The sequence below is a fragment of the Pseudomonas sp. KH_017 genome, from assembly GCF_057840285.1.
On record NZ_CM174509.1, the window covers coordinates 208,554 to 235,262 of the forward strand.

Below are 26,709 nucleotides of genomic sequence, written 5' to 3' on the forward strand. Positions count from 1 at the left end.
CCGCGGCCCGAGCCATTCGCGAGCAAGCCCGCTCCCACATTTGACCGCGCCGAACAATTGGTTTGTGTTCGCCAGAAATCAAATGTGGGAGCGGGCTTGCTCGCGAAAGCTGCATCACTGACAACGGATTACTAAAGTCTGACTCAACTTTTTTTCATCCCCAAACACTCAATGGAGTGATCCACCATCGCCTTGGCAATCTCCAGCAAATGCCAGATCGAGTACACCATCGCCCGGTCGGCACCCTTGAGTTGATCGCCACACTGATACGCCGTGACCGAAGCACAACGCAGCAGGTCGGCGACATAGAGTTGGGTGTCTTCAAAACTCACGTCTTTGCTGACGTTGTAGAAACGCAGTTCATCGGGCGCTGCGGGCTGATCGCCGGTGAGGTAGAAATCAATGGCGCGGTAGAGCGCTGATCGATCCCTGAGAGGGTCTTCAGTGCCGGTTTCGTTGGAGGGGTTTTCGGGTGGTGGATCGGGTACTGATTTCGTCATTGGTAAAACTCCTAGTGCTAATGGGAGCCAACCGATATCGCGACTAAACGATCAGGGGTGGCGGCTGCGCACAGGTTAGTCGACCGGTCACTAGGCTACCCGGCGCACCCGAAGGTGCCCTGCGCACAGCCACCATAACGTTCAGGCAGTAGAACCTGAAATGAGGTGACGCTGTACGCCTAGTAAAATCCGGGCGACTAAACCCGATCACTGATAAGCAGTGACGGACCGAGACTAGTCACGGAATTCGGCAGGCGCAAGCGAGCGAAATGATCTAGGAAATGTCCTGCAAAAGAAAGGGAACAGGCCTGCAAAACCGCTGATTTTCCTGTACGAAAACTTCCCTCTGGAAGCCCGTGATCACCTGCGGCGAAGGAGCTTTTGTGGCGAGGGGGCTTGTCGGGCGGCGTTCCGACGATGGCGATTTCACAGGCGCCGACCTGTTACTTCTTACAGTTTCGGCCCGGTCAAAAAAGGCCCAGTCTGTCCTCAGTCAAAGCGAAGGACCGTCATTGCCGTGAACGCTCACCACCACACCGCGACACCAACGCTGTCGGTCATCGATCCACGCGTCCTGACGGTCCGCAGCGTGGGCTATTGCCGCCATCCCGACAGCCCGGAGATTGATCCACGCATCACCCGGCAACGCTTCGACGTGGCGGGGCGCTTGGTCGAATCGTGGGACCCACGGTTGTGGGGCACGGCGCCGAAGCCGAACCTGACCACGGTCTACGGCTTGAGTGGCCAACCGTTGTTGACGGACAGCGTCGATGCCGGGTGGCAGTTGAGTTTGCCGGACCAGGTTGGGTTACCTCTCTCGTTTTGGGATGCACGAGGCAGTCAGCGTCACACCGAGTTCGACGAACAACAGCGACCGATCACCGTCACGGAACAGGGCGCGGGGGAACGACCTTGTGTGGTGGAACGCTTGACCTATGGTGGCTCCGAACCCGCGTACGCAGCGCGCAACCAGTGCGGACAGATGATCCGCCATGACCATCCGGCAGGGACACACTGGGCTGCTGACTATGGGCTCGCCGGTTCAGCACTGGTTGAAGCGCAACGCTTGCTCCTCGAGCTTGAAACACCCGACTGGCCGCCCGATTTCGATGCCAGAGATGAGTATCTGGAAGATCAATCATTCATTACCCGTCACATTGTCAATCCCGACGGTGAGCTTCAGGAACAAACCGATGCCATGGGCAACGTTCGCACCTTTGGTTACGACGTGGCGGGCAAACCGAGTGAGGCCTGGCTGCAATTGGCCGGAGTAGGACAGTCGCCGCAATCCTTGGTCAGCGACATCCGCTACAACGCCCAGGCTCAGGTCGAACGCGAAACCGCCGGCAATGGCGTGCTGACCCACGCCGAATACGCTGCCGAAGACGGCCGGCTGACCCGGCTGATGGCGGCGGTCGGGAACCAGAAGCCCTTGCAAGACCTGAACTACGTCTACGACCCGGCGGGCAATATCGTCAAACTGCACGACGAGTCCCAAGCCGTCAGCCATTTCAACAACCAGCGCATCGAGCCGATCAACCGCTACCGCTACGACAGCCTGTATCAACTGGTCGAAGCCCAGGGCTGGGAGGTCAGCCAGCCGAGCCATGGCCCGACCCTGCCGACACTGCTGCCCACGCCGCTGGACCCCAATCAGCGGCGCAATTACACCCAGCGCTTCGAGTACGATCGGGCCGGGAATTTGATCACCCGCCAGCACCGCGATGCGCCCGGGTTTTCGATGTTTACCTCGGCGCGAAGCAACCGCAGCCTGGCGCAACGGGACGACGGCTCGCTGCCGGGCGAGCCTGAAATCGCCTTGGGTTTCGATGCCGGTGGCAATCAACGGGAGCTGCAACGCGGGCAAGCCATGCTCTGGGACACCCGCAATCAATTGAGCCGCGTGACGTTGGTCAAACGCGAAACCGAGCCCGACGACTACGAATGCTACCGCTATGACCGCCCCGGCCACCGCTTGCGCAAAGCGGGATTCACCCACCGCAGCGGCCGCACCCTGCGCAGCGAAGTCCGTTACCTCCCCGGTCTGGAAATTCACCGTCAGGCCGATGGCGAAGAACACCACGTCATCAGCGTCGAAGCCGGGCGCAGCAACGTGCGGGCGCTGCACTGGCCCGAAGGTGCGCACAACGACCAGTTGCGCTACAGCCTCAGTGATCACCTCGGTTCCAGCACCCTGGAACTGGATGACGAAGCCGGTGTGCTGACCCAGGAGCACTATTACCCCTTTGGCGGTACGGCGTGCTGGGCGGGCAAAAGTGCGCTGGTGGCGCAGTACAAGACCATTCGCTACTCGGGTAAAGAGCGGGATGCGACTGGGCTTTATTACTATGGCTACCGGTATTACGCGCCGTGGTTGCAGCGCTGGATGAGTCCGGATCCGGCAGGCGATACCGATGGACTAAATCTATATTGCTTCGTCGGAAACTCACCAGCTATACATGTCGATCGGTATGGTTTGATGAAAAAAACGAGTGATGAAAGTGATGCTTTTATTGTTTCGAAAGTTGCCGAGCCCTTTCAGGTCATTCCACTGCTTCCCCAATCAGGAACTGAAATTTTTCCAAGTGCAAGTCCGGGGGCAAAATCGCAATCTCACACGAATCCACCGTCGGGGGCGATACGGCTTGGTGAGCATTTTTATCTCTTTCAAAAGTCACCAAGGGTGCCCGCTAAGAAACTTGTTATTACTGCTCACGGTGGCTATTTTCCAGAATTATATACACAGGTTCCGAAAGACTCGAAGTTGGTTTTTTATGGCCCACCGGGTAAGTCTCTTCAAGACCCGGGGTTGGGCAGCGTTATGAGAAATGAAGTCGAATTTTTTGAGGTGCATGGGAGTGAAAGTCAGGTAAGGAATTACGCACTCTCTAAGTACTCAAGCGATGACTATGCTCAGATCCGGTTTGGCGTTGATCGTGAACATGTTGATGTAATTACCATTCGTAATCGTAAGAAAATTGGGCTGCTGCTTGCGAATAATACGATATCGCTAGGTGATATTTTCAAAGGTTTATCAAGGAAGAATATAAGTTACGAAGAGATTCATTTTGTTTCCTGCCGTAATTTCGTTTTTAATTTAATGGCGGCGACATATGTTGCTTCAAAAAAAACATCGCCGACTTAAAAAGTCTGGTGGCCGTAGCTAACGCTTTAATACAGTCATCATGACAGCCGTCTGATTACTTTTAATGATTTATCGCTTGTTCAACCCCCGCGCCAACCGATCCCCACCGAGTTGAATCACCGCCACCAACACCACCAGCAACACAATCACCGTCAACATGATCTGGCTATCGAACCGCTGATACCCATACCGGTAGGCAATGTCCCCCAACCCACCGGCGCCAATCGCCCCAGCCATGGCCGACGAATTGATCATGGTGACCAAGGTGATGGTGAATCCGCCAACAATCCCCGGCAGTGCCTCAGGCAACAACACATGCCAAACGATGTGCCAGCGCCGGCAGCCCATCGCCTGCGCCGCTTCGATCAATCCATGGTCGACCTCGCGCAAGCTGACCTCGGCAATGCGCGCAAAGAACGGTGTAGCCGCGATGGTCAGCGGCACCACGGCCGCCCACACGCCGTAGGTGGTGCCGACGATCAATCGGGTGAACGGAATCAGCGCCACCATCAAAATCAGAAACGGAATCGAGCGAAACAGGTTCACGAACGCACCCAGTGCGCGGTTCAGCGCCGGGGCTTGGTAGATGCCGCCCTTGGAACTGGTGACCAGGATCACCGCCAGCGGAATGCCCGCCAACAGCGCGATCAACGACGACACGCCGACCATCAAGAACGTGTCGATGAAACCCTGCAGCAAGCGATCAAACCACATAACCCAGTACCTCCACTTGTTGCGCCCAATGGCCGGCGCGTTGACGCAATTCCTCGGCACCGAGAGTCGAGCCGGTTACCGCCAGCAGCAGTTGCCCGAGTGCATGGCCCTGAATCCGCTCCACGCCGCCTTGCAGCAATCGCACACGGCCTCCGAGGGCGCTGAACAGTGCCGCCAGGTCCGGTTCGTCGCGTTGGCTGCCGGTGAACTGCAAGCGCAGGACCACGGCTGCGTCGGAGGAATTTGGCTGCGGCTGCAAACGGCTTTGCAGCTCTTTGGGCAATGCGTGTTGCAACGGCGCCAGCAATGTCTTGCTGACCTCATGCTGCGGATTGCCGAACACTTCCCACACCGGCCCTTGCTCGGCGATACGCCCGTGTTCCAGGACAACCACGCGATCACAGATCTCACGGATCACCGCCATCTCGTGGGTGATCAGCACAATGGTCAGGCCCAGGCGCTGATTGATCTCGCGCAGCAGGCCGAGGATCGATTGCGTGGTCTCCGGGTCCAGCGCCGAAGTAGCCTCGTCGCACAACAGGATTTCCGGGTCGTGCACCAGCGCCCGGGCAATGCCCACGCGCTGTTTCTGCCCGCCGGACAACTGCGCCGGGTAGGCCTTGTGTTTGGCCTGCAAGCCCACCAGTTCCAGCAGTTCACGGACCTTCTGTTCGCGTTGTTCCTTGGGCACCCCAGCGACTTTCAGCGGCAGCTCGACGTTCTGCCAAACGGTCTTGGCCGACATCAGGTTGAAGTGCTGGAAGATCATGCCGATGCGCCGACGCAGTGCCACCAGGCGGTCTTCGTCGAACTCGCCGATGTCCACTTGATCGATCAGCACCCGACCGCTGCTCGGCTGTTCCAGGCGATTGATGGTGCGGATCAGCGACGACTTGCCGGCGCCGCTGCGACCGATGATGCCAAACACTTCGCCGCGCTGGATCGCCAGGTCGATGCCGTGCAACGCGGCCACCGGGCCTTGCTGGCCGTTATAGGTTTTGCCAAGGCCGATGAAGCGAACATGGGCATGGTTCAGTTCGGGATGCAGTTCAGTGCGCTCGGCGCTTTGCGGCTCTGGAATCTCCAGTCGCCGTTGGATGGCGGCGGTCATGTTCAGCTTTCCCAACCGGCTTGATAGAGCTTGCCGTGAGCCTTATCCAGTGCGGCACGCACAGCCGGTGAGTGCTGGTAGATGTCGACGAACTTGATCAGACGCGGGTCGGTTTTGCTCTTGGGCTGGATCACGAACTGAATCACGTATTCCTTGTGATCGAGGCCGTCGAACAGCAGCGCGGAGCCCGCGTCGAAGGTTTTCGACAAGCGAATGTAGGCCGGATAGCCCTGGACCAGATCGGCGTCGTCATAAGCACGCACCAGTTGCACGGCTTCGACCTGGAGAATCTTGATGTGCTTCGGGTTGGCGATGATGTCTTCTTCAGTGGCCTTGTAGCCGACGCCGGGCTTGAGGGTGATCAGGCCGGCCTTGGCCAGCAGCTGCAAGCCACGACCACTGTTGATCGGATCGTTGGCGATGGCCACGCTGGCGCCTTGCGGCAGTTCGTCGAAGCTTTTGTATTTCTTCGAGTAGAGGCCGACGTTGTTGATGATGCCTGGCGCGAACGGCACCAGGTCGAAACCCGACGCAGCCTTGGCGTTTTCCAGGAACGGGATGTGCTGGAAGTAGTTCACGTCGATGTCGCCGGCGGCGAGGCTGACGTTCGGCGCGATCCAGTCGCTGAACTCCACCAGCTCGACTTTCAGGCCTTGTTTGCCGGCTTCTTCGACCGCCGCTTCCAGCGGAATGGCGAAGGCGGCGGTGGTGCCGATTTTCAGTGGCGCGTCGGCGGCGAAGGCCACCGAGCTGAACAGGCCGAGGGCCAGGGCCAGTGCTTTGACTGGGTGGGAGAGGTAGTTCTTTTTCATGATGAGTAGTCCAGTCAGTGCATTAATTTTTTGGTGTCTGGTAGGGCCTCTTCGCGAGCAAGCCCGCTCCCACATTTGGAATGCATTCCCCTGTGGGAGCGAGCCTGCTCGCGAAGCTTTCAGCGGCGGTAAGCCGAACCGGTATGTTGCTCAGGCAAAAACGCCTCCCGCTGAAACAGCTTTTCGCGCAAGGTGCCGCTGTCGTACGCCGTCTTGTACGAGCCCCGCCGTTGCAACTCGGGGATCACCAGTTCGATGAAATCCTCATAGCTTTCCGGCGTGACGATGCGGGTCAGGTTGAAGCCATCCAGCCCGGTTTCGGCGATCCAGGATTCCAGTTCATCCGCCACTTGCTGCGGTGAGCCGACCACGGTGATGTAACGCCCGCCGAGGGCGTGTTGTTCCAGCAGTTTGCGTCGGGTCCAGTCGTTGTTTTGCAGGTGTTTGGTGGCGGACTGGATGGCGTTGCTCTTCACGTACTGGATCGGCTCGTCGATTTCATATTGGGAAAAATCGATCCCGGTGGACGCCGAGAAATGCGCAACGCCGGCCTCGGCACTGGCGTAGCTCAGGTACTCTGCGTGCTTGGCCCAGGCCAGCTCTTCGGTGGCGCCAACGATCACGTTCAGCCCCATGAACACCTTGATGTCCTCCAGATTGCGCCCGGCTTCGACGGCGCTGGCGCGCACCTTGTCCACCTGCGCCTTGGTTGATGCCTTGGTCTGGCCGCTGATGAATACGCATTCGGCATGTCGCCCGGCGAACAACAAACCACGATCCGAACTGCCGGCCTGGAACAGCACCGGCGTGCGCTGTGGCGAGGGCTCACAGAGGTGAAAACCCTCGACCTGATAGAACTCGCCCTTGTGCTCGACCTTGTGCACTTTGTCCGGCTGCGCGTAGATCCGTTGCCGTGGATCATTGAGTACCGCACCGTTTTCCCAACTGCCTTCCAGGAGTTTGTAGAGCACCTCCAGGTACTCGTCGGCCTGGTCATAGCGGCGGTCATGCTCGACCTGTTCGCTCAGGCCCATGGCCTTGGCTGCGCTGTCGAGATAGCCGGTGACGATGTTCCAGCCGACCCGCCCACGGCTCAGGTGATCCAGTGTCGACAGGCGGCGGGCGAACAGATACGGCGCTTCGTAGGTGAGGTTGGCGGTCAGGCCGAAACCGAGGTTTTTCGTCACCGCCGCCATCGCGGAAACCAGTAGCAGCGGATCGTTGACCGGCAACTGGATCGACTCTTTCAGCGGTACGTCCACCGAGTTCTGGTAGACGTCGTAGACCCCGACGATGTCGGCGATGAACAGGCCGTCGAACAGCCCGCGCTCCAACAGCTGCGCCAGTTCGGTCCAGTATTCGAGGGTGTTGTATTGGGTGGATGTGTCGCGCGGGTGCGTCCACAAGCCATGGTTGATGTGCCCGATGCAGTTCATGTTGAACGCGTTGAGCAGGATCTTCTTCTTGGCCATTCAGATGGTCCCCCGCAGTGGTGGGTTTTCATCGTTGAGGTAGTAATTGCCCACCGCGTGATACTTCCAGCGCACCGGGTCGTGCAGGGTATGCACCCGGGCGTTGCGCCAGTGACGGTCGAGGCCGTGTTCGATCAGGGTCGCCTGGCTGCCGGCCAGTTCGAACAGCGTGCTGCCGGCGGCCAGGGAGATTTCGGTGCTCAGGGCGCGGGCTTCGGCCACGGCAATCGACGCGGCGGCGACGGTCTGGGCATGGGTGTCGGCCTGGGCCTGGTCGAGGTATTCACCGGCACGATCCAGAAGCGCCTCGGCGGCGTGCAGGCGAATGCTCAAGTGGCCGAAGCTCTTGAGGGTCAGCGGATCGTCCGTGGCTTTTTCGTGGGTGGCGTCGATCCACGGCCGGGTTTTCGTGCGCACGAAGTGCAGCGCATCTTCATACGCGGCGCGGGCGATGCCGGTGTCGATGGCGGCGTGGAGAATCTGCGCCAGCGGGCCGACCGGGGTCGGGCGCTCGAAAGCGCTTTGAAAGGGGATGACATCTTCGGCGGCAACAAAGACATCTTCGAACACCACCGAACCGCTGCCGGTGGTGCGCTGGCCGAAGCCGCTCCAGTCGTCGATCACGCTCAGGCCCTTGCTGTTGCGCGGGACGAACGCCAGTTGCTGCACGCCGTTTTCATCCACCACCGAGGTGGGAATGCGCTGGGCGTAGATCGCGCCGGTGGCGTAGAACTTGCGACCATTGATGCGATAGCCGCTGGCGTCGCGAGTCAGGCTTGTGACGCGATCGTGTGCGGTTTTGGTGCCGAGTTCGGCCAACGCATTGCCGAAGCGCTGGCCGGCCAAAACCTCGGCGTACAGGCGTTGCTTCTGCTCGTGGCTGCCGTTCACCCGCAGCACTTCGAGGGCATAGAAATGGTTCTGCGGGATCTGCCCCAGGGAGCCGTCGGCCCGGGCGATCAAGGCGATGACCTTGGCCAGGGTGACGTTGGAAACACCGGCGCCGCCGTATTCCTTTGGCACGCTGATGCCCCACAGGCCCGAGCGGGAAAACACTTCCAGTTCCGGGTGTGGCAAACGGCGCTCGCGGTCGCGCGTGGCGCTGTCGCGCTTGAAGTCTTCGGCAAGGTCGCTGGCGACGATCAGGGCCTGTTCATCGCTGGTGATGACCGCGACGGGGTGAGAACTTGTCATGTGTTTCTCCAGAGCTCTGGTAAAAAGTGTGCTGGTCGTCAGATCCAGGAATGGCGAGCCGGCAGCGTGCCGTTGAGGCGATAGGCGCCGACCGCGTGATACTTCCAGCGCACCGGGTCGTGCAGGGTATGCACCCGGGCGTTGCGCCAGTGGCGGTCGAGGTTGAATTCGGCGAGGGTCGCGCGGCTGCCGGCCAGTTCGAGCAGCTTTTCGCTGGCCAGCAACGCAATCTCGGTGGTCAGCACTTTGGCTTCGGCCACGGCAATCGAGGCGCGGGCGGCGGACTCGGCGGTGAGTGGTGCGGCGCTGACTTCATCGAGCACTTGCCCGGCCTTGCGCAGCAGCGCTTCGGCGGCGTGCAATTCGATTTTCAACTTGCCGATATCGGCGATCACGTACAGGTCATCGCTGGCCCGCTCGACCTTGGCGTCGATCCACGGCCGGGCGCGGGTTTTCACGAAGTCGATGGCGTCGTCGATGGCGCCTCGGGCGATACCGGCGTCGATGGCCGCTTGAATCAGCTGCGAGACAGCACCCTGGATGTTCGGTGTGTCGTTGATCCGCCAGTTATCCACCACCAGTTCGGGGTCGGCCTGCACGTTGTTGAGCAAAATCGTGCCACTGGCGGTGGTGCGCTGACCAAACCCGGACCAGTCATCGACGATGCGCAATCCCGGTGTACCGCGCCGGATGAACGCCAACACTTGCTTGCCATCGTCGTTCAACGCTTTGACCGCGACCCAATGGGCGAACAGTGCGCCCGTTGAATAGAACTTCTGGCCATTGAGGACGCCGTCAGCGGTGATGCGAGCCTTCAGTTCCAGGGTGTTTTTGCTGCCGCGTTCCGGCCCGGCATTGCCGATGCGCCAGCCATCCAGGACGCTTTTGAACAGCAGGTTTTTCTGTGCTTCGGTGGCGCTGCCGAGTACCAGGTTAAGAATGCCGAACTGGTTTTGCGGGATCTGCCCAAGCGCCGGGTCGGCCGCGGAAATGATCGCGAAAACCTCGGCCAAGGTAACGAACGAAACCTGCGGGCCACCGTGCTCGCGGGGGATGGAAATGCTGCCCAGGCCGCTGCGGGTGAACTGTTCGATTTCCGCCCACGGCAGCTTGCGCTGCCGGTCACGTTTGGCCGCTTGCAGACGGGCGACTTGCGCCAGTTCGTGGGCCGCCTTGATGGCTTGAGCATCGTTGCGCAAGACTTGTGCGGGCAACAACGGCGGGGCGATGTCCAGGTCACTCTGGACGATTGCATCTGCCAGACTGGACATCAGTGCCGCTCCTTGGCTGCACGCAATGCCCTGGCGATCTGCACTGGGGTGATTGTGTTCCGGACCATACCTACCTCACATCTTATGGAAGCGCCGCTTGTGGCCGCGCATGAAAACAAGGATGTCCGGTGGTCCGGTGTATATACCCTAAACGTGTATAAATATTTTATGAACTAACTTTTAGGAATATACATAGAAGGGCGTTCTCGGGGGAGCGCACAATCCCTGTGGCGAGGGGTGTGTGATCATTTTTCGCGGGGTTCAGCAGCCTTGAGGGGATGTTTCTTCGGGACCTTCAGATAAGTACTTGCACAACCGATCTTCAGCGTACGGGCCGGCGCCCAGCGGGAGTTGTTGCCCACCCGGTCGAGAATGCAGTACGTCACTTCCAGCCGCAGGTCTTCGCCGGCTTCGAGGATGATGGCCGGCGGTATCCAGACCTGAATCGGCTGACCCACATCGGCGGACTTGAGCCGTGGCAGATCCATGCGCACATCGCCCCAGCGCAGGGTGATTTCGTCGTCGACGGCCATGTTCAGGTACGGCTCGATGGTCAACGGAACACCGCGTTTGACCTGACTCGGATTGACCCCCTGACGGCGAATCGCCTCGGGAATGCTCACCGGTGCCAGGCACTGGTTTTCATCACCGCACAGCGCGGAGGGTTGGCCGCCCGGGCAGTCGAGTTTGATCTGCACGTTTCGGCTGGCCGATATCGTCGGGCTTCGACCAACTTGCATGACCCGGTAGTGAATGCACGAGGTACCGTTGGCGACAAAACTTTCAGGCACCCGCAGCTGCACCGGTTGGCCGACATCGCTGGCGGTCAGCACGCGGGAGGCCACGTAGCAGTTGTCCCAGAACAGTTCGATCAGGTCGCCTTCGTCCATGGCGGGGTAGGGCGCTACCTCGATCAGCAGGTGTGCCGCGCAAGTGACGTTGATGCCGGTCTTGTTGGATTGCGCCAGGGTCGGGGCCGCAAGCCTGGATTTGTTCGAGGTGCTGTTCATGAAGTCTCCTTGAAGTCTTGCAACGAAGTCCGTTTCTGGAATATCAAAAACCAATAATCGAACAGAAAAACCGTTCATTACTTTGAGTTTAAATAATGATTCAAACGTGATGAGTGTCGCTGGCTGGAGGCTAGATAAGAGCCAGGAAGATCAGGTGTCAATAAGATTTGTTAGTTGTGGGTGGTATATGGTGTTATTCAGAAAGTTCCTACGATCAAAAGTAAGTAAACCACGCCGTTGCGTCGAATTTATCTGCTGAAATCGGGTAAATACGGGCGGGTTTGTGCAAGTCACAAGCACTGTCTTGCGATGGGTGATCTGATTGGATTGGCACTGTTTAATTGTGGCGATGCATATGTATGTGCCGCGTGCGCGCACAAAATATGCATCTCGAATAGATAGGTTTAGTTTGATATTGATGGCGCGTATTTCTAGAGGTGGGTAACTTCCATCCGTGGAAGGTTACACCGTTGTTGCGCAGGGTTATTAGTTGTGAGCGTTATTCAGGAACTTACTTAGGAACTGTTTGGTTCGTTCTTCTTTCGGGTTGGCAAACAACGCCTTCGCTTCGCCTTGCTCGACGATCACGCCCTTGTCGAAAAACACCACACGGTTGGCCACGTCCCGGGCAAAGCCCATTTCGTGGGTGACGATCACCATGGTGCGCTTCTCTTCGGCAAGGCCGCGGATGGTCGCCAATACCTCGCCCACCAGCTCCGGGTCGAGGGCCGAGGTCGGCTCATCGAACAGGATCACTTCCGGCTCCATCGCCAGCGCCCGGGCAATCGCCACGCGCTGTTGCTGGCCACCGGAGAGGCGACGCGGGTAAGCGTCCTCCTTACCCGCCAGACCGACCTTGGCCAAGAGCTTTTTACCCAGGGCAACGGCATCGGCGAGCGGGATCTTCTTCACGATGATCGGGCCTTCGATGACGTTTTCCAGGGCGGTGCGGTGAGGGAACAGGTTGAAGTTCTGGAACACGAAACCTACGTGCTGGCGCAAACGCCGGACCAGGCTCTGTTGCTGGTTCAGGGGGCGGCTGGTATCGACTTCGATATCGCCGACCTTGATCCGGCCGCTGGTGGGTTCTTCCAGAAAATTCAGGCAGCGCAGGAAGGTGGTCTTGCCCGAACCGCTAGGGCCGATGATCGCGACCACCTCGCCTTCCTTGACCTCAAGATCGATGCCGTTGAGCACGACTTGACCCTTGAACTGCTTTGTCAGTTTTTCCACGACAATCATCGGGTCAGGACTCCTGGTCGTGCCGATTGACCCGCGCTTCCAACTGGTTCTGCAGGTGCGAAAGCACCGTGGCCAGGACCCAGTAGATCAGTGCGGCGGCAAGATACATGGTGAAGATTTCGAAGGTGCGGGCGGTGATCAACTGTGCCTGACGGAACAGCTCCGGCACCTGGATGGTGGCGGCCAGCGCAGTGTCCTTGACCAGCGAAATGAAGCTGTTGCCCAGCGGCGGCAATGCAGTGCGCATTGCCTGCGGCAGGATGGCCCGGCGCAGGGTCTGCGCGCGGGTCATGCCGATACTGGCAGCCGCTTCCCACTGGCCGCGCTCGATGGAGCTGATCGCGGCACGCAGGATTTCACAGGCGTAGGCGGCCATGTTCAGCGAGAAGCCGATCAGGGCCGCCGGCAGCGGATCCAGTTCCAGACCCAGTTGCGGCAAGCCGTAATAGATCACGAACAGTTGCACCAGCAACGGCGTGCCGCGAAAGAACGACACGTAGATGCGGGCGATCCAGCTCACCAGTTTGAAGCGCGACAGGCGCATCAGCGCCAGACCGAACCCCATCACCAGGCCGAAGAACATCCCGCCCAGGCTGAGGATCACCGTGTAATACGCGCCCTTGAGCAGAAAGGGCGCGGAGTCCAGTGCGAGTTGGAAAGCTTCTCCCATTATTGAGTGACGTCAGCGTTGAAGTATTTTTCCGAGAGCTTTTTCAGGGTGCCATCGGCGCGTAGCTTATCGATTGCCTTGTTCACTGCGGCCAGCAATTCAGGCTCGCCTTTGCGCAGGGCAATGCCGGCTTCCTGACGGGAGAACGCATCACCGGCGGCGGTGGTGTCCTTGGCCTTCTTGGCGTATTCCAGCGCGGCGAGGCGGTCGATCAGGATGGCGTCGATACGGCCGACACGCAGGTCCTGGAACTTGGTCGGATCATCTTCATAGGTGCGGATGTCAGCGGTCGGCACATTGGCTTTCACCCACTCTTCGTAGTTGGTGCCCAGGCCTACGCCGACTTTCTTGCCAGACAGGTCGGCGGTGGACTTGATGTTCAGCTCGGCGGCCTTCTTGGTCAGCACCAGCGCCTGAATCCCGGAAACGGTGTACGGCTCGGAGAAGTCATACTTCTTCTTGCGCTCTTCGGAGATGGTCACCTGGTTGATCACTGCGTCCAGGCGCTTGGATTCCAGGGCCGCGAGGATGCCGTCCCATTTGGTCGGTTGCAGCTTGACCTTCACACCCAGCTCTTTGGCCAGGGCTTCGGAGAACTCGACTTCGAAGCCGGTCAGTTTGCCGTCGGCGTCGACGAAACTGAACGGTGGGTAGGTGCCTTCCAGGCCGACGTTGATCACGCCTTTGTCCTTGATTTGTTGCAGTTGCTCACCGGCAACCGCCTGGCCAATCAGGCCGGCGCTCAGTGCCAGGCCCAGCGAACCCACCAGCAGATTGCGACGTAGTGCGGAAAAATTCATGACAAGCCCCTGTGTTTTCTTATGGAAGACGCTTTAGGAAAGTTGGCAAATTCGGGATTTTGACGACTGCGATATCCTGCCCTAAAGCAGCTTATGCGTCTCGCTGCAAATTCGCCTGCGGCGTGACTATAAGATGACGCCGTTAGATAGGAAAATAATAAATATACTATTTGTTATTCAATAATTGAATATGCGGGTGATCCATTGTGGCGAGGGGGCAAGCCCCCTCGCCACAGGCAAGCTCTCTGCCACTCAAGCGCATCAGCCAGTCAGATAATCCTTATAGGCAAACAGCGCCGGCGCCCCGCCGGTGTGCAGGAAGATAATCGGACCCTCGTCGAAACGCTGACGTCCGATCCCGTCCAGCAAGCCCGCCATGGCCTTGCCAGTGTAGACCGGGTCCAGCAGCAAGCCTTCCTGGCTCGCCAGCAGCTTCACCGCCGCCAGTGTCCCGGCATTCGGCTCGCCATAACGCGGGGCGAAATATTCATCCCACAACTCGACCTTGAAAGCCTCCGGCAGATTCACGCCCAGCAACTCGGCGGTGCGTTCGGCGAGGCCTTGAACCTTTGGCCGCTGATCTTCATCGCTGCGCGAAACCGTCACGCCGATCACTGGCAGATCCGGCAGCGCTTCACTCAAGGCCAGTGCCAGTCCGCTGTGGGTGCCGGCACTGCCCGAGGCCAGGACCACGGCGGCGAACTTCAGGCCGGTGTCCTTGATCTGCTCGGCCAGTTCCAGCCCGGCGCGCACGTAGCCCAGGGCGCCCAGCGCATTGGAACCACCGATCGGCACCAGGTACGGCTTCTTGCCGTTGCTGCGCAGTCGGTTGGCCAGGGCTTGCAGTTGCTCGTCGGCGTTGTCGAGGTTTTCCACCAGTTCGACCTTGGCATCGAACAGGTCGAGCAGCAGGCGGTTGCCGTTGCCGGTGTAATTGCTGTCGCCAGTGCCGAGAGGATTTTCCAGAAGGGCTACGCAGCCCAGCCCCAACTTTGCGGCAATGGCGGCTGTCTGGCGCACGTGGTTCGATTGCAGTGCGCCCGCCGTGATCAAGGTGTCGGCGCCCTGGGCCAAGGCATCGGCGGCCAGGTATTCGAGTTTGCGCAGCTTGTTGCCGCCCATCGCCAGCGGCGTCAGGTCATCGCGCTTGACGTACAGGTCGCGGCCCAGCCAGGTTGACAGGCGTTCGAGTTTTTCCAGGGCGGTGGGCTGACCGAGCAGGTCGAGGCGGTTAAAGCGGGCGAGCTGTTGTTTGATCATGAGTCCGTACTGGCGGTTGAAGATCTCAGGACTATAGGCACGCCAAAAAGTTGGGGCAACCGCCAATCGCTTATAGCCAATCGAACTGAGCACAGCACTATTGGTTCTTAATTTGCCTCGTGACCCTTGCCGTAAAGTAATCGCGGTCAGTGCGGCCAGACAGTCCGGCCGCCCGTGAGGAGTTTTTACCGTGAGTGAGCGTTCCAGCCATTGGCAATTGCAGACCATCGTCAGCCAGCTGCGCACGGCACGTGAGCAGTGGCGTGCACAAAACGGCCGGGCCACCGGCGAGCAGGGCGGTCGCGAATTGCCGTCCCGCGCAGCCATGGCGGACATTCTCGAAGCCCTGTGCGGTGCGTTGTTCCCGATGCGCCTGGGGCCAGTGGACTTGCGTGAGGAGAGCGAAGACTTCTACGTCGGCCACACCCTGGATGTGGCGTTGAATGCACTGTTGGCCCAGGCGCGACTCGAATTGCGCTACGCCGCACGCCACAGTGCCCAGGCCGAGACTGAAGTCGAAGCCAAAACCATCCAGATCATTCAGGACTTCGCCCTCGCTTTGCCCGGGTTGCGCAGCCTGTTGGACACCGACGTGCTGGCGGCCTATCACGGTGACCCGGCGGCCCGCAGTGTCGATGAAGTGTTGTTGTGCTATCCGGGGATTCTGGCGGTGATTCACCATCGTCTGGCCCACCATTTGTATCGCGCCGGATTGCCGCTGCTGGCGCGGATCAGCGCGGAAATCGCTCACTCGGCCACCGGCATCGACATTCACCCTGGCGCGCAGATCGGCCGCAGTTTCTTCATCGACCACGGGACCGGTGTGGTGATTGGCGAAACCGCGATCATCGGCGAGCGCGTGCGGATCTATCAGGCAGTGACCTTGGGTGCCAAGCGCTTCCCGGCGGACGAAGACGGTCAGTTGCAGAAAGGCCAGCCTCGGCATCCGATTGTCGAGGATGACGTGGTGATTTATGCCGGGGCGACGATTCTGGGGCGGATCACCATCGGCCAGGGCTCGACCATTGGCGGCAATGTCTGGCTGACCCGCAGCGTGCCGGCGGGCAGCAACCTGACCCAGGCGAATTTGCAGTTGGATGATGGGGCGCAGAAGTAGGCTCCTGAATCTTCGCTGACTGTTCTGGCCTCTTCGCGGGCAAGCCCGCTCCCACAGTGGATCTCTGGTGAACACAACTATTGTGAACGGCATTGAACCCTGTGGGAGCGAGCTTGCTCGCGATTGGATTTCAAGCCGAATCGAGCCAGTGGCCCTGATCTAATCCTGCGCCGAACCCACCCTTGAGCTAGCGTAATACCAGTACCGCCGAGCCCTGCGATTAGTCCTTAGCCCCCTATCCATGTTTAACTTGAACGTTCATTCAAGTTAAACCGGCGGTTCGCTGCCCGCTCACAACAGGAGGCTTGCCTTTGCTGAGTCCGATTTCTACAGCCACGTTTTACCTCTTCGAGGTGCACCGAACATGAGTGCATCGTCCATCCCTCCAAGCGGTCTGATCCGCATGAATCCGCCGGTGTTCTGGTTCTCGGCGAGTTTCATCCTGTTGTTTGGTGTCGTTGTCATCGCCATGCCCGAACAGGCCGGTGCCTGGTTGCTGGCGGCGCAAAACTGGGCGGCCAACACGGTCGGCTGGTATTACCTGCTGGCGATGACCCTGTATCTGGTCTTCGTGGTGGTCACCGCCTTGTCCGGCTACGGCAAGATCAAGCTCGGTGCCGACCACGACGAACCCGAATTCAGCTATTTGTCCTGGGCCGGCATGCTGTTCGCCGCCGGGATCAGCATCACCCTGTTTTTCTTCTGCGTGTCCGAGCCGCTGACCCACATGCTGCAACCGCCCCAGGGCGAGGCCGGTACGGCGGATGCGGCGCGCCAGGCGATGCAGATTCTGTTTCTGCACTGGGGCCTGCATGGCTGGGGCGTGTTCGCCTTTGTCGGCATGGCGCTGGCCTACTTCGCCTACCGGCATAACCTGCCACTGGCCCTGCGCTCGGCGCTGTACCCGCTGATCGGCAAGCGTATCAACGGCCCCATCGGTTACGCGGTGGATGGCTTCGGCATCATCGCCACGGTGTTCGGCCTTGGTGCCGACATGGGCTTCGGCGTGCTGCACCTCAACTCGGGCCTGGACTACCTGTTCGGCATCGCCCACACCCAATGGATTCAGGTCGGCCTGATCACCTTGATGATGGGCGCTGCGATCATCGTTGCGGTATCCGGTGTCGACAAGGGCGTGCGGGTCATGTCCGACATCAACATGCTGCTGGCCTGCGCGCTGCTGCTGTTCGTGTTGTTCGCCGGCCCCACGCAGCACTTGCTCAACACCCTGATCCAGAACCTCGGCGATTACCTCGGCGCCTTGCCGATGAAGAGTTTCGACCTCTACGCCTACGACAAACCCAGCGACTGGTTGGGCGGCTGGACGGTGTTCTACTGGGCCTGGTGGATTGCATGGTCGCCGTTCGTGGGCCTGTTCATCGCACGGATTTCCCGTGGCCGGACCATCCGCGAATTCGTCTTCGGCGTGCTGTTGATTCCGCTCGGCTTCACCCTGGCGTGGATGTCGATCTTCGGCAACAGCGCCATCGATCAAGTGCTCAACCACGGCATGAGCGCGCTCGGCATGTCGGCCATCGACAACCCGTCGATGACGCTCTACCTGCTGCTGGAAACCTACCCGTGGAGCAAAACCGTCATTGCGGTCACGGTGTTCATCAGCTTCGTGTTCTTCGTCACCTCCGCCGACTCCGGCACCGTGGTGCTGTCGACGCTGTCCGCCAAGGGCGGCAACCCGGATGAAGACGGGCCGAAATGGCTGCGGGTGTTCTGGGGCGCGATGACCGCATTGGTGACCAGTGCTTTGCTGTTTTCCGGCAGCATCGATGCATTGAAGTCGGCGGTGGTCCTGACCTCGCTGCCGTTCTCGCTGATCTTGCTGTTGATGATGTGGGGTCTGCACAAGGCGTTTTATCTGGAGTCGCAGAAGCAGATTGCGCAGATGCATTCACTGGCACCGGTGTCCGGTTCACGGCGGGGTGGCTGGCGCCAGCGCCTGAGTCAGGCGGTGCATTTCCCGTCGCGGGATGAGGTCTATCGCTTCCTTGATACGACGGTGCGCCCGGCGATTGAAGAAGTGTCTGCCGTGTTCATCGAAAAGGGTTTGCACGTAGCGACACACCCGGACCCGGCCAATGACAGCGTCAGCCTGGAAATCGGCCACGGCGACCAGCATCCGTTCGTTTATCAGGTGCAGATGCGCGGTTACTTCACGCCGTCGTTTGCCCGTGGCGGCATGGGTTCCAAGCAACTCAACAATCGCCGTTACTACCGGGCCGAAGTGCATTTGAGCGAGGGCAGTCAGGACTACGATCTGGTCGGCTACACCAAGGAACAGATCATCAACGACATCCTCGACCAGTACGAACGGCACATGCAGTTCCTGCATCTGGTGCGTTGATCAAGGCCTTCACGTCTCGGTGGTCAACGCCATGAACAACACCAGCGCCGCCACCGGAACACCGAACACGGCGCTACCGACCACCAGTTCGGTGCTCAATGGCTGGCCGGCATGCACCATGCCGACTGCGCCATTGATCAGCGTCAGCGCCAGCCACAGCACGATAAAACTGTAGGCCACGGTCTGGCGGGTGAAGCCGATTTTCTCGCCGATGTAGAGCATCAACGCCAGGAGGATCAGGCCGAAGGTGATGATGATGGTGGTGTGCATGGTGTGTGCTTCCGCTGGATTTTTTTGCCTGACAAACCGCTATCGCGGTGTCTGTCTGAGCATAGTTAAACCAACCCGCCATTCACCCGCAAAATCTGCCCATTGACCCACGCCGAATCCGGCCCGGCGAGGAAGGACACGACTCGGGCAATGTCTTCTGGCTGACCGAGACGCTCCAGCGGCGCCATCTTCGCGAAACTCTGAATCTGCTCCTCACTCTTGCCGTGCAAAAACAGCTCAGTCGCCACCGGCCCGGGAGCCACCGCATTGACGGTAATGTTGCGCCCGCGCATTTCCTTGGCGAACACCTGGGTCAGGCACTCCACTGCCGCTTTGCTGGCGATGTACACCGCGTAGCCCGGCAGGTTCATGCCGACGGTGCTGCTGGAGAAGTTAATGATCCGGCCACCGCTGTTCAGGCGGGTCGCCGCTTCACGCAGGGTATTGAAGGTACCGCGAGCGTGGATGTTGAAGTTCTGCTCGAACAGTTCGTCGCTGTGTTGCGCCAGCGGCAGCACCTTGAGGATGCCGGCGTTGTTCACCAAAACATCGACCTTGCCGAACTGGGTTTCAACCTCGTCGAACATCCGGCGTACGTCGTCGGCATTGGCCACATCGGCCTTGATCGCTATGGCCTGGTGACCGGCCTGACGCAGCTCCACCACCCGTTTCGAGGCTTCGGTGGCGCTGCTGGCGTAGTTGATGGCAACGGCGAAACCTTCGCTGGCCAGTTGTTTGGCGATGACCGCGCCGATGCCGCGGGAGGCGCCGGTCACGATGGCGACTTTCGGAGTTTGATGAGCCATGTTGGTGTTCCTGTTGATGGGGTGTGAAGTCAATTTCACATGTTTACTCAGGGCGATAAATGCACGAGAGTTGCCTTGACTGTTCAATAATCGCCAACAATCGAGTGTCTGGAGTGAGCTGTGGACCAAGTCAAAGCGATGAAGGTTTTTGTGCGGATCTACGAACGCAGCAGCTTCACGCAGGCGGCCGATGACCTGAACCTGCCACGCGCGACGCTGACCCACACCTTGAATCAGTTCGAGGCCTGGCTGGGTACGCGTTTGTTGGAGCGCAGCACGCGTAAAGTGCGCCCGACGCTGGATGGCGAGGCGTACTACCTGCGTTGCGTGCAACTGCTGGCAGAGCTGGAGGAAGCGGAATTGGCGTTTCGCGGCGTGGCCCCGAAGGGGCGGCTGCGGGTGGATTTGCACGGGACATTGGCCAAGCACTTCGTGGTCCCGGCGTTGCCGCAATTCATGGCACGTTTTCCCGACATCGAGCTGTCCATCAGCGAGGCTGACCGCCAGGTCGACCTGATCACCGAAGGTATCGATTGCGTGTTGCGCGCAGGAACATTGGGCGACTCCACGCTGATCGGCAAACGTGTCGCCAACCTGCGTCAGATCACCTGCGCCAGCCCCGCCTATTTGCGCAAGTACGGCGAACCGAAAAGCCTCGCCGACCTGAGCCGGCACCGTGCGGTGAACTACGTTTCGCGCACCACGGCCAGGTTGTTCCCGTTTGAATTCATGGTGGACGGTGAACTCAAGGAAGTGGCCATCGACGGTGCGGTCTCGGTGTTCGGCGCAGAAATCTACGCCGCCTCGGCGATTGCCGGGCTGGGCCTGATCCAGTGCCCGCACTACCGGATGCAAACGCAGATCTCCCAAGGCCTGGTGCAGGAAGTCCTCGTCGACACTCCACCGCCATCGATGCCGGTATCGGTGTTGTACCCGCACAACCGACACATGTCGCCCAGGGTCCGGGTGTTTGTGGACTGGTTGGGGGAGGTGTTTGCGGGGGCGCGGTAGCTTGTCAGTGGGGAAATATATGAAACGTTTCAGCCCGGTTGGGGCATGTGGCCCGGCCCTTACGGACAGGTTGGCTCGCGCAAGTACGTGCTGGCCAACATTGCCCAGGTGCGGGCACTCAACGAAATCGCCAAGCGTCGTGGCCAGAGCCTGGCGCAACTGGCGCAACTGGCGCTGGCCTGGACCCAGCGCGATCCTCGGGTCACTTCGGCCTTGATTGGCGCGAGCCGGCCGGAGCAGATCATCGAGAACGTCGGGGCGTTGAAGAACTTGAGCTTCAGTGCGCAGGAGCTGGCGGAAATTGACCGGTTTGCCCAGGAGGGTGGGGTCAATCTTTGGGAGAAGCCTTCGACGGCTGAGTAAGAGTCAGGTTCCGGTTTTTCCGGTGCCCGTTCCGGCCCCATCGCGGGCAAGCCCGCTCCCACAGTGTCCGTGTCGTACACAAAATCTGTGAACACAGCTGAACCTGTGGGAGCGGGCTTGCCCGCGATGAGGCCAGTCCTGACAGTAAAGATTTCAGGGTTCAGCGAAAAAACGGCACATCCCCCAACACAGTCGCCCGCTGCATCACCCGCCGTGCCGGCCGGTAATCGTCCACCGCGTAATGTTGGGTCACGCGGTTGTCCCAGAACGCGATGTCGTCCTGCTGCCAGCGCCAGCGAATGGTGAATTCCGGTCGCGTTGAATGGGCGAACAGGAACTTCAGAATCGCCTCGCTCTCGGTTTCCGACAGCTCGTTGATCTTCGAGGTGAAGCCTTCGTTGACGAACAGCGAGCGGCGCCCACTCACCGGGTGCGTGCGGATCACCGGGTGCGACAGCGGCGGATTCTTGCGCCGTGCATCTTCCCACTGGGCCAACGCCTCGGGCGTGTTGCCGTAGCGCTCCAGCGGAAACGAACGGGTGAAGTCATGGGTGGCGGTCAGACCTTCGAGCAAGGTTTTCAGCGGCGTCGACAGGGCTTCGTACGCGGCAATCCCGCTGGCCCACAACGTGTCGCCGCCAAACTCCGGCAGCAGCTTGGCGCTGAGCACCGCGCCCATGGCCGGGGTCGGCAGGAAGGTGACGTCGGTGTGCCAGATCGCGTTATCGCGCACGTCAGTGACGGCGGTGTCGAGGATCAGCACTTCGGGTTGCTCCGGCACATTCGGGTAGATCGGATGAATGTGCAGGTCGCCGAAATTCGCGGCGAATCGCGCCTGTTGCTGTGGCGTGATCGGCTGGTTGCGGAAGAACAGCACCTGATGCTTGAGCAGGGCCTGTTCGATGGCATCGCGCTGCTCCAGGTTCAGCGGCTGGCTGATGTCGATGCCACTGATCTGTGCACCGAGGGCGGAGCTTAGGGGGACGATGGTCAGGTGGCTCATGGTGGTTCTCTTAAATCCGGGTGCCGTGTTTTTTGTGGGATCGCCGCACCGCCGCTCCCACAGGTTTATTCAGTAATCAGTGGGCCTGGCCATGCCACGGCACCAGTTTGCGTTGCAGGGCACGCAGGCCCAACTCCATCGCGAAGGCGATCAGTGCGATCATCAGAATCCCCAGTACCACCACATCGGTGACCAAAAACTGCGCGGCCGATTGCACCATGAAGCCCAGACCGCTGGTGGCGGCGATCAGTTCGGCGGCGACCAGCGTCGACCAACCCACGCCGAGGCCGATGCGCACACCGGTCAGAATGTCCGGCAAGGCACTCGGCAGGATGACGTGGCGAATCAACTGCACGCGCGTTGCGCCCAGCGACTGCGCGGCACGCAATTTGGCCGGGTCGACCGTGCGCACACCGGTGGCGGTGGCGATGGCAATCGGGGCGAAGATCGCCAGGTAGATCAGCAGCACTTTCGACAATTCACCGATGCCGCACCAGATCACGATCAGCGGCAGATAAGCCAACGGCGGAATCGGCCGGTAGAACTCGATCAGCGGATCGAGTACACCACGGGCGATACGGTTGGCGCCGATGGCGATTCCCACCGGCACGGCGGTGAGAATCGCAAAGCCCAGGCCCAGGCCGATGCGGCTCAGACTCGCGCCGAGGTGCTGCCACAGGGTTGAATCCATATAACCCGAGGTCGCCAGCAGCCAGCCTTTTTGCAGCACGGCGGAGGGCGGCGGCAGGAACAACGGCTCGATCAAGCCGGTCGCCGTCACGGCCCACCAAATGGCAACGAGAGCGACCAGCGTCAGCACACTGATCCAGCGAGTGCTCAAACGGCGACTTGCCGGAATCACGGCTGAGCCTGGCGTTATCGCTGCGACGGGAATTTCGTAGCTGCTCATGCGCGCTCCTGCCGCTGGGCGGCGCTGCGTTGGGAGAACACTTTGGCGAGTACGTGTTCGCGGGTTTCGATAAAACGCGGGTCGGACTTGATCGAGCGGGCCGACTCACCGGCGGCATAACGCTGACCGAAATCGAGGCTCAGGCGCTCGACGATTTGCCCCGGGTTGGGCGCCAACAGAATCAGGTCGGTGGCGAGGAACACGGCTTCTTCGATGTCATGGGTAATCAGGAACACCGGTTTGGCGGTGCGTTGCCAGACTTGCAGCAACAGCTCCTGCATCTGCTCGCGGGTGAAGGCGTCGAGGGCGCCGAAAGGTTCGTCCATCAGCAACACGCGCGGGTCGGCGGCGAGGGCGCGGGCCAGGCCGACACGCTGCTTCTGGCCGCCCGAAAGCTGCCAGATGCGACGCTGTTCAAAACCGGAAAGGTCGACCAGGGCGAGCATTTCCCGGGCGCGAGCTTCACGTTTGTCCCGGGCGATACCGGCCAGCTCAAGGCCGAACCCGACGTTGACCAGCACGTCTTGCCACGGCAGCAGCGCGTCGTCCTGGAACACCACGCCGCGCTCGGCACTCGGGCCTTTGACGGGCACGCCGTCGAGGGTGATGCGCCCGGCGCTGGGTTCGACGAAACCGGCAATCAGGTTCAACAGCGAAGTCTTGCCACTGCCGGACGGGCCGAGGGCGACCAGCAATTGCCGGGGCCCCAGGCTCAGGGAGATATCCGCCAACACCGGTTCCGGGTTGCCGGGGTACTGTGCGCTGATGCGCTCCAGCTGTAGCAAGGCCATCGCATTGACTCCCGATCAGTGGGTGATGAACTTGGCGCTGACGTACGGCGCGTAGTCCGGCAGCACGGCCTCGACCTTGCCTTGTTCCTTGAGGAATGCCGCGGTGTCGGTGATGGCCTTGGTGGTCGGCGCGCCGAGAGTGAGCACCTGGTCAGCCGCCAGCGGGTAGACGTTGCCTTGCAGCAGCAATGGAATGTCGCTGGCCTTGGCGCCGGAGAGCTTCACCAGTTTGTCGACGTTGCCCTGGTTGGCGAGCCAGGCTTGCGGGTCTTTGCGGTAATCGGCGTAGGCGTCCAGGGTCACTTTGGCGAACGCGGTGACGATCTCCGGGTGCTTCTCGGCGAAATCCTTGCGCACGATCCAGGCATCGAAGGTCGGTGCACCGAACTTGGCGAGCTCGCCGGAGGTGATCAGTACCTTGCCGTTTTCCTTGGCGACACCGAGGGCCGGGTCCCACACGTACGTGGCGTCGATGTCACCGCGCTTCCAGGCGGCAATGATCGCAGGTGGAGCCAGGTTGAGAACGGTCACTTTCGATGGATCGATATTCCAGTGCTTCAGCGCGGCGAGCAGGCTGTAGTGGCCGGTGGATACAAACGGCACGGCGATCTTCTTGCCGATCAGGTCTTGCGGGGTCTTGATCCCGGAACCGTCCCGGGCGACCAAGGCTTCGGCGGCGCCGATCTGGGTGGCGATGAGGAAGGTTTCCACCGGCACTTTGCGGGTGATGGCAGCGGTCAGGGGGCTGGAGCCGAGGTAGCCGATCTGCACGTCGCCGGAGGCGATGGCGGCGATGATATCGGCACCGTTGTCGAATTTGCGCCAGCTGATATCGGCCTTGGTGGCCTTTTCGTAAGCGCCGTCAGCCTGGGCGACTTTCGCCGGGTCAACGGTGGTCTGGTAGGCGACGGTGAAGTCGGCCGCCTGGGCAAAAAAACTCGCTATCGCCAAGGAAGCGGCCGCCAGCAAGCGAAGTGGGAAAGTCAGTTTCATCAGAAAGCTCCTTGTCAGGCGACCGAATGTCGGCGTGAAAAAGAGACTAAATGATCTAAGAATTCTAAAATAAATAACTTTTTCGAATTAGCTTATGAGGGTAAAACTTGGGAGCGACCGCTACGCGGTCATCGCGAGCAAGCTCGCTCCCACAGTGGATCTTCGGTGTGAGCACAATCGTGCAAACACCATTGAACCCTGTGGGAGCGAGCTTGCTCGCGATAAGGTCCGAAGGACCTTCAGTTGCTGATAGCCAGAATGCTCGCCTGGTACGCCCCGACAAACACATCGAAATCGCCGACTTCGTTCTGCTCCAGCTCAGCCTGCTGAGCCAGCGACGAACGCGCCCGCTCTTCAAACTTCGCCTGTTCCTCCGCCGGCAACGGCTCGCTACGGAAGAACTCGGCATGGGCCTGGCTCTGGCGCAGGGAGAACTGGGCGAAGCTTTCCTTGTGTTCGGCCATCGCTGCCAATACCTGGGCCGACGGCGTCAGGGACGGGTCCTGGACCTTGGACATCTGGACGTCCAGCGCCTTGCTGTGGGCATCGCCGCCATGGCTCTGGTCGAGCATCGCCGCCAGAGGCGCGATTTTTTCCAGCAGCTCGCCGGCCCATTCCTTCAGGTCAGCCGGCTGGCCATCCCGTTGCAGTTGCAGGCCCGGACGGCGACCTTCCTTGACCACGCTGAGGAAGTTCGAGGTCGCGTTGCCGCAACTGGTGTTGGTCAGCAGCGGGCTGTCATTGAGCGCGCAGTACAGCAGGAACGCATCGAGGAAGCGCGATTCGGTGAGGTCGATGCCCATCGGCAGGAACGGGTTGATGTCCAGGCAGCGCACTTCGACGTACTGGATGCCACGGGCCACCAGCGCCTGGATCGGCCGCTCGCCGGTATAGGTCACGCGTTTCGGGCGGATGTTGGAGTAGTACTCGTTTTCGATCTGCAGGATGTTGGTGTTGAGCTGTACCCACTCGCCATCCTGGTGGGTGCCGACTTCGACGTACGGTGCATACGGCGTGGCCACCGCTTTACGCAGGCTGTCGGTGTAGCTGTTCAGATCGTTGTAGCACGGCGTCAGACCGGCCTGGGCGTTGCTCTGGTAACCCAGGTCGCTCATGCGCAGGCTGGTGGCGTACGGCAGGTACAAAGTCTGTGGGTCCAGTTGTTCCAACTGGTGCGAACGACCGCGCAGGAAGCCGGCGTCCAGTGCCGGTGAAGCACCGAACAGGTACATCAGCAGCCAGCTGTAGCGGCGGAAGTTGCGGATCAGCGCGATGTAGGACGACGACTGAAAGTCGCGGTCGGTGCCGACAAAGCCTTCGGCCTGCCTGAGCAGCGGCCAGAGTTTTTCCGGCAGGGAAAAGTTGTAGTGGATGCCGGCAATGCATTGCATGGTCTTGCCGTAACGCAGGGCCAGGCCCTTGCGGTAGACGTACTTGAGCTGCCCGATATTGGACGTGCCGTAATAGGCGATCGGGATATCTTCCTCGGCCGGCAACGGGCACGGCATCGATGGGCTCCACAGGTACTCGTTGCCGAGCTTGCTATAGGCAAAGCGGTGAATGCTGTCCAGGCTCGCCAGCGTATCGGCAGGATCGGGCAGGGCCGGGGTGATGAACTCCAGCAGCGACTCGGAATAGTCGGTGGTGATCTGTTCATTGGTCAGCGCGGAACCCAATTCTTCCGGGTGCGGCGTTTGCGCCAGGCGACCTTCGCCGTTCACGCGCAGGCATTCACGTTCGATGCCGTGAAGGCACTGTTCGAGCAGAGAGAGGTTAGCGCGCTCGCCGAGCAGAGCCAGGCGGCGGTTGAGAAGTTCGCTCAAGTTGGATTCCTTCACGCGTCAGTCGCCCCAATATGGGGGTGGGCAAGACGGTCTACAAGGGT

23 protein-coding genes and 1 pseudogene are annotated in these 26,709 nt (G+C 60.2%); 5 read left to right on the forward strand and 19 right to left on the reverse strand.

Annotated features, from left to right (window positions below; genetic code table 11):
• Positions 1–143 precede the first annotated feature (143 nt).
• Entirely contained in the window at positions 144–500 is a 357-nt protein-coding gene (locus AC3IT6_RS00960; protein WP_489353997.1) for a DUF6124 family protein, read from the reverse strand.
• 517 nt (positions 501–1,017) lie between these two features.
• On the opposite strand from AC3IT6_RS00960, the gene AC3IT6_RS00965 reads away from it, so the two are divergent.
• A complete protein-coding gene (locus AC3IT6_RS00965) occupies positions 1,018–3,645 on the forward strand; it encodes an RHS repeat domain-containing protein (protein WP_489353998.1) in 2,628 nt (875 codons plus the stop codon).
• A gap of 69 nt (positions 3,646–3,714) precedes the next feature.
• On the opposite strand, the gene AC3IT6_RS00970 is transcribed toward AC3IT6_RS00965, so the two are convergent.
• The 11 genes from AC3IT6_RS00970 to AC3IT6_RS01020 all read right to left on the reverse strand — a co-directional run bounded on the left by AC3IT6_RS00970 (position 3,715) and on the right by AC3IT6_RS01020 (position 15,201).
• Positions 3,715–4,359, reverse strand: a complete 645-nt coding sequence (locus AC3IT6_RS00970; protein WP_489353999.1) for a methionine ABC transporter permease — start codon at positions 4,357–4,359, stop codon at positions 3,715–3,717.
• On the reverse strand, positions 4,349–5,470 hold the full coding sequence (locus AC3IT6_RS00975; RefSeq protein ID WP_489354000.1) for a methionine ABC transporter ATP-binding protein: 1,122 nt from the start codon (positions 5,468–5,470) through the stop codon (positions 4,349–4,351). The genes AC3IT6_RS00970 and AC3IT6_RS00975 overlap by 11 nt, the downstream gene beginning before the upstream one ends.
• A 2-nt stretch (positions 5,471–5,472) precedes the next feature.
• Positions 5,473–6,282 carry a MetQ/NlpA family ABC transporter substrate-binding protein gene (locus AC3IT6_RS00980; protein ID WP_489354001.1) on the reverse strand — a complete coding sequence of 270 codons (810 nt, stop codon included), beginning with the start codon at positions 6,280–6,282 and terminating at the stop codon, positions 5,473–5,475.
• Between the two features lie 119 nt (positions 6,283–6,401).
• Positions 6,402–7,754 carry an LLM class flavin-dependent oxidoreductase gene (locus AC3IT6_RS00985; RefSeq protein WP_489354002.1) on the reverse strand — a complete coding sequence of 451 codons (1,353 nt, stop codon included), beginning with the start codon at positions 7,752–7,754 and terminating at the stop codon, positions 6,402–6,404.
• A complete protein-coding gene (locus AC3IT6_RS00990; protein WP_489354003.1) occupies positions 7,755–8,948 on the reverse strand; it encodes an SfnB family sulfur acquisition oxidoreductase in 1,194 nt (397 codons plus the stop codon).
• A 38-nt stretch (positions 8,949–8,986) separates the two neighbouring features.
• Positions 8,987–10,219: an SfnB family sulfur acquisition oxidoreductase gene (locus AC3IT6_RS00995; protein ID WP_489354004.1), complete on the reverse strand. Its 1,233-nt coding sequence runs from the start codon at positions 10,217–10,219 to the stop codon at positions 8,987–8,989.
• 245 nt (positions 10,220–10,464) lie between these two features.
• The gene (locus AC3IT6_RS01000; RefSeq protein ID WP_489354005.1) at positions 10,465–11,229 is read right to left on the reverse strand and encodes a hypothetical protein; all 765 of its coding nucleotides are present in this window, start codon (positions 11,227–11,229) and stop codon (positions 10,465–10,467) included.
• Between the two features lie 486 nt (positions 11,230–11,715).
• Positions 11,716–12,471, reverse strand: coding sequence for an L-cystine ABC transporter ATP-binding protein TcyN (gene tcyN / locus AC3IT6_RS01005; protein WP_489354006.1), 756 nt, complete (start codon positions 12,469–12,471; stop codon positions 11,716–11,718).
• Between the two features lie 4 nt (positions 12,472–12,475).
• A complete protein-coding gene (gene tcyL / locus AC3IT6_RS01010; RefSeq protein ID WP_046040764.1) occupies positions 12,476–13,141 on the reverse strand; it encodes a cystine ABC transporter permease in 666 nt (221 codons plus the stop codon).
• Positions 13,141–13,941: a cystine ABC transporter substrate-binding protein gene (gene tcyJ / locus AC3IT6_RS01015; protein ID WP_489354007.1), complete on the reverse strand. Its 801-nt coding sequence runs from the start codon at positions 13,939–13,941 to the stop codon at positions 13,141–13,143. The genes tcyL and tcyJ overlap by 1 nt, the downstream gene beginning before the upstream one ends.
• 261 nt (positions 13,942–14,202) lie before the next feature.
• On the reverse strand, positions 14,203–15,201 hold the full coding sequence (locus AC3IT6_RS01020; protein ID WP_489354008.1) for a D-cysteine desulfhydrase: 999 nt from the start codon (positions 15,199–15,201) through the stop codon (positions 14,203–14,205).
• A gap of 190 nt (positions 15,202–15,391) precedes the next feature.
• On the opposite strand from AC3IT6_RS01020, the gene epsC reads away from it, so the two are divergent.
• Complete coding sequence (gene epsC / locus AC3IT6_RS01025) at positions 15,392–16,318, forward strand: serine O-acetyltransferase EpsC (protein ID WP_150673687.1); 927 nt, start codon at positions 15,392–15,394, stop codon at positions 16,316–16,318.
• 403 nt (positions 16,319–16,721) lie between these two features.
• On the forward strand, positions 16,722–18,677 hold the full coding sequence (betT, locus tag AC3IT6_RS01030) for a choline transporter BetT (RefSeq protein ID WP_223532864.1): 1,956 nt from the start codon (positions 16,722–16,724) through the stop codon (positions 18,675–18,677).
• Between the two features lie 9 nt (positions 18,678–18,686).
• Here the strand turns inward: betT and AC3IT6_RS01035 are convergent, their stop codons facing one another.
• Together AC3IT6_RS01035 and AC3IT6_RS01040 are read right to left on the reverse strand one after the other, a co-directional pair.
• Positions 18,687–18,947 carry a hypothetical protein gene (locus tag AC3IT6_RS01035; protein WP_489317915.1) on the reverse strand — a complete coding sequence of 87 codons (261 nt, stop codon included), beginning with the start codon at positions 18,945–18,947 and terminating at the stop codon, positions 18,687–18,689.
• A gap of 65 nt (positions 18,948–19,012) precedes the next feature.
• A complete protein-coding gene (locus AC3IT6_RS01040) occupies positions 19,013–19,753 on the reverse strand; it encodes an SDR family oxidoreductase (protein ID WP_489354009.1) in 741 nt (246 codons plus the stop codon).
• 120 nt (positions 19,754–19,873) lie between these two features.
• Between AC3IT6_RS01040 and AC3IT6_RS01045 the strand changes: the two genes are divergently transcribed.
• Together AC3IT6_RS01045 and AC3IT6_RS01050 are read left to right on the forward strand one after the other, a co-directional pair.
• Complete coding sequence (locus tag AC3IT6_RS01045) at positions 19,874–20,764, forward strand: LysR family transcriptional regulator (protein WP_489354010.1); 891 nt, start codon at positions 19,874–19,876, stop codon at positions 20,762–20,764.
• 93 nt (positions 20,765–20,857) lie between these two features.
• Positions 20,858–21,127 (forward strand): annotated as a pseudogene (locus AC3IT6_RS01050) (aldo/keto reductase); the annotation flags it as partial.
• A gap of 160 nt (positions 21,128–21,287) precedes the next feature.
• On the opposite strand, the gene tauD reads toward AC3IT6_RS01050, so the two are convergent.
• The 5 genes from tauD to gshA form a co-directional block, all read right to left on the reverse strand.
• The gene (gene tauD, locus AC3IT6_RS01055; protein WP_489354011.1) at positions 21,288–22,130 is read right to left on the reverse strand and encodes a taurine dioxygenase; all 843 of its coding nucleotides are present in this window, start codon (positions 22,128–22,130) and stop codon (positions 21,288–21,290) included.
• 76 nt (positions 22,131–22,206) lie between these two features.
• Complete coding sequence (gene tauC, locus AC3IT6_RS01060) at positions 22,207–23,040, reverse strand: taurine ABC transporter permease TauC (protein ID WP_489354012.1); 834 nt, start codon at positions 23,038–23,040, stop codon at positions 22,207–22,209.
• On the reverse strand, positions 23,037–23,831 hold the full coding sequence (gene tauB, locus AC3IT6_RS01065) for a taurine ABC transporter ATP-binding subunit (RefSeq protein ID WP_489354013.1): 795 nt from the start codon (positions 23,829–23,831) through the stop codon (positions 23,037–23,039). Before tauB ends, tauC begins: the two co-directional genes overlap by 4 nt.
• A gap of 15 nt (positions 23,832–23,846) precedes the next feature.
• Positions 23,847–24,824 (reverse strand): taurine ABC transporter substrate-binding protein, encoded by a 978-nt coding sequence (gene tauA, locus AC3IT6_RS01070; protein WP_489354014.1) that lies wholly within the window; start codon positions 24,822–24,824, stop codon positions 23,847–23,849.
• Between the two features lie 239 nt (positions 24,825–25,063).
• Positions 25,064–26,647, reverse strand: coding sequence for a glutamate--cysteine ligase (gshA, locus tag AC3IT6_RS01075; RefSeq protein ID WP_489354015.1), 1,584 nt, complete (start codon positions 26,645–26,647; stop codon positions 25,064–25,066).
• Positions 26,648–26,709 lie beyond the last annotated feature (62 nt).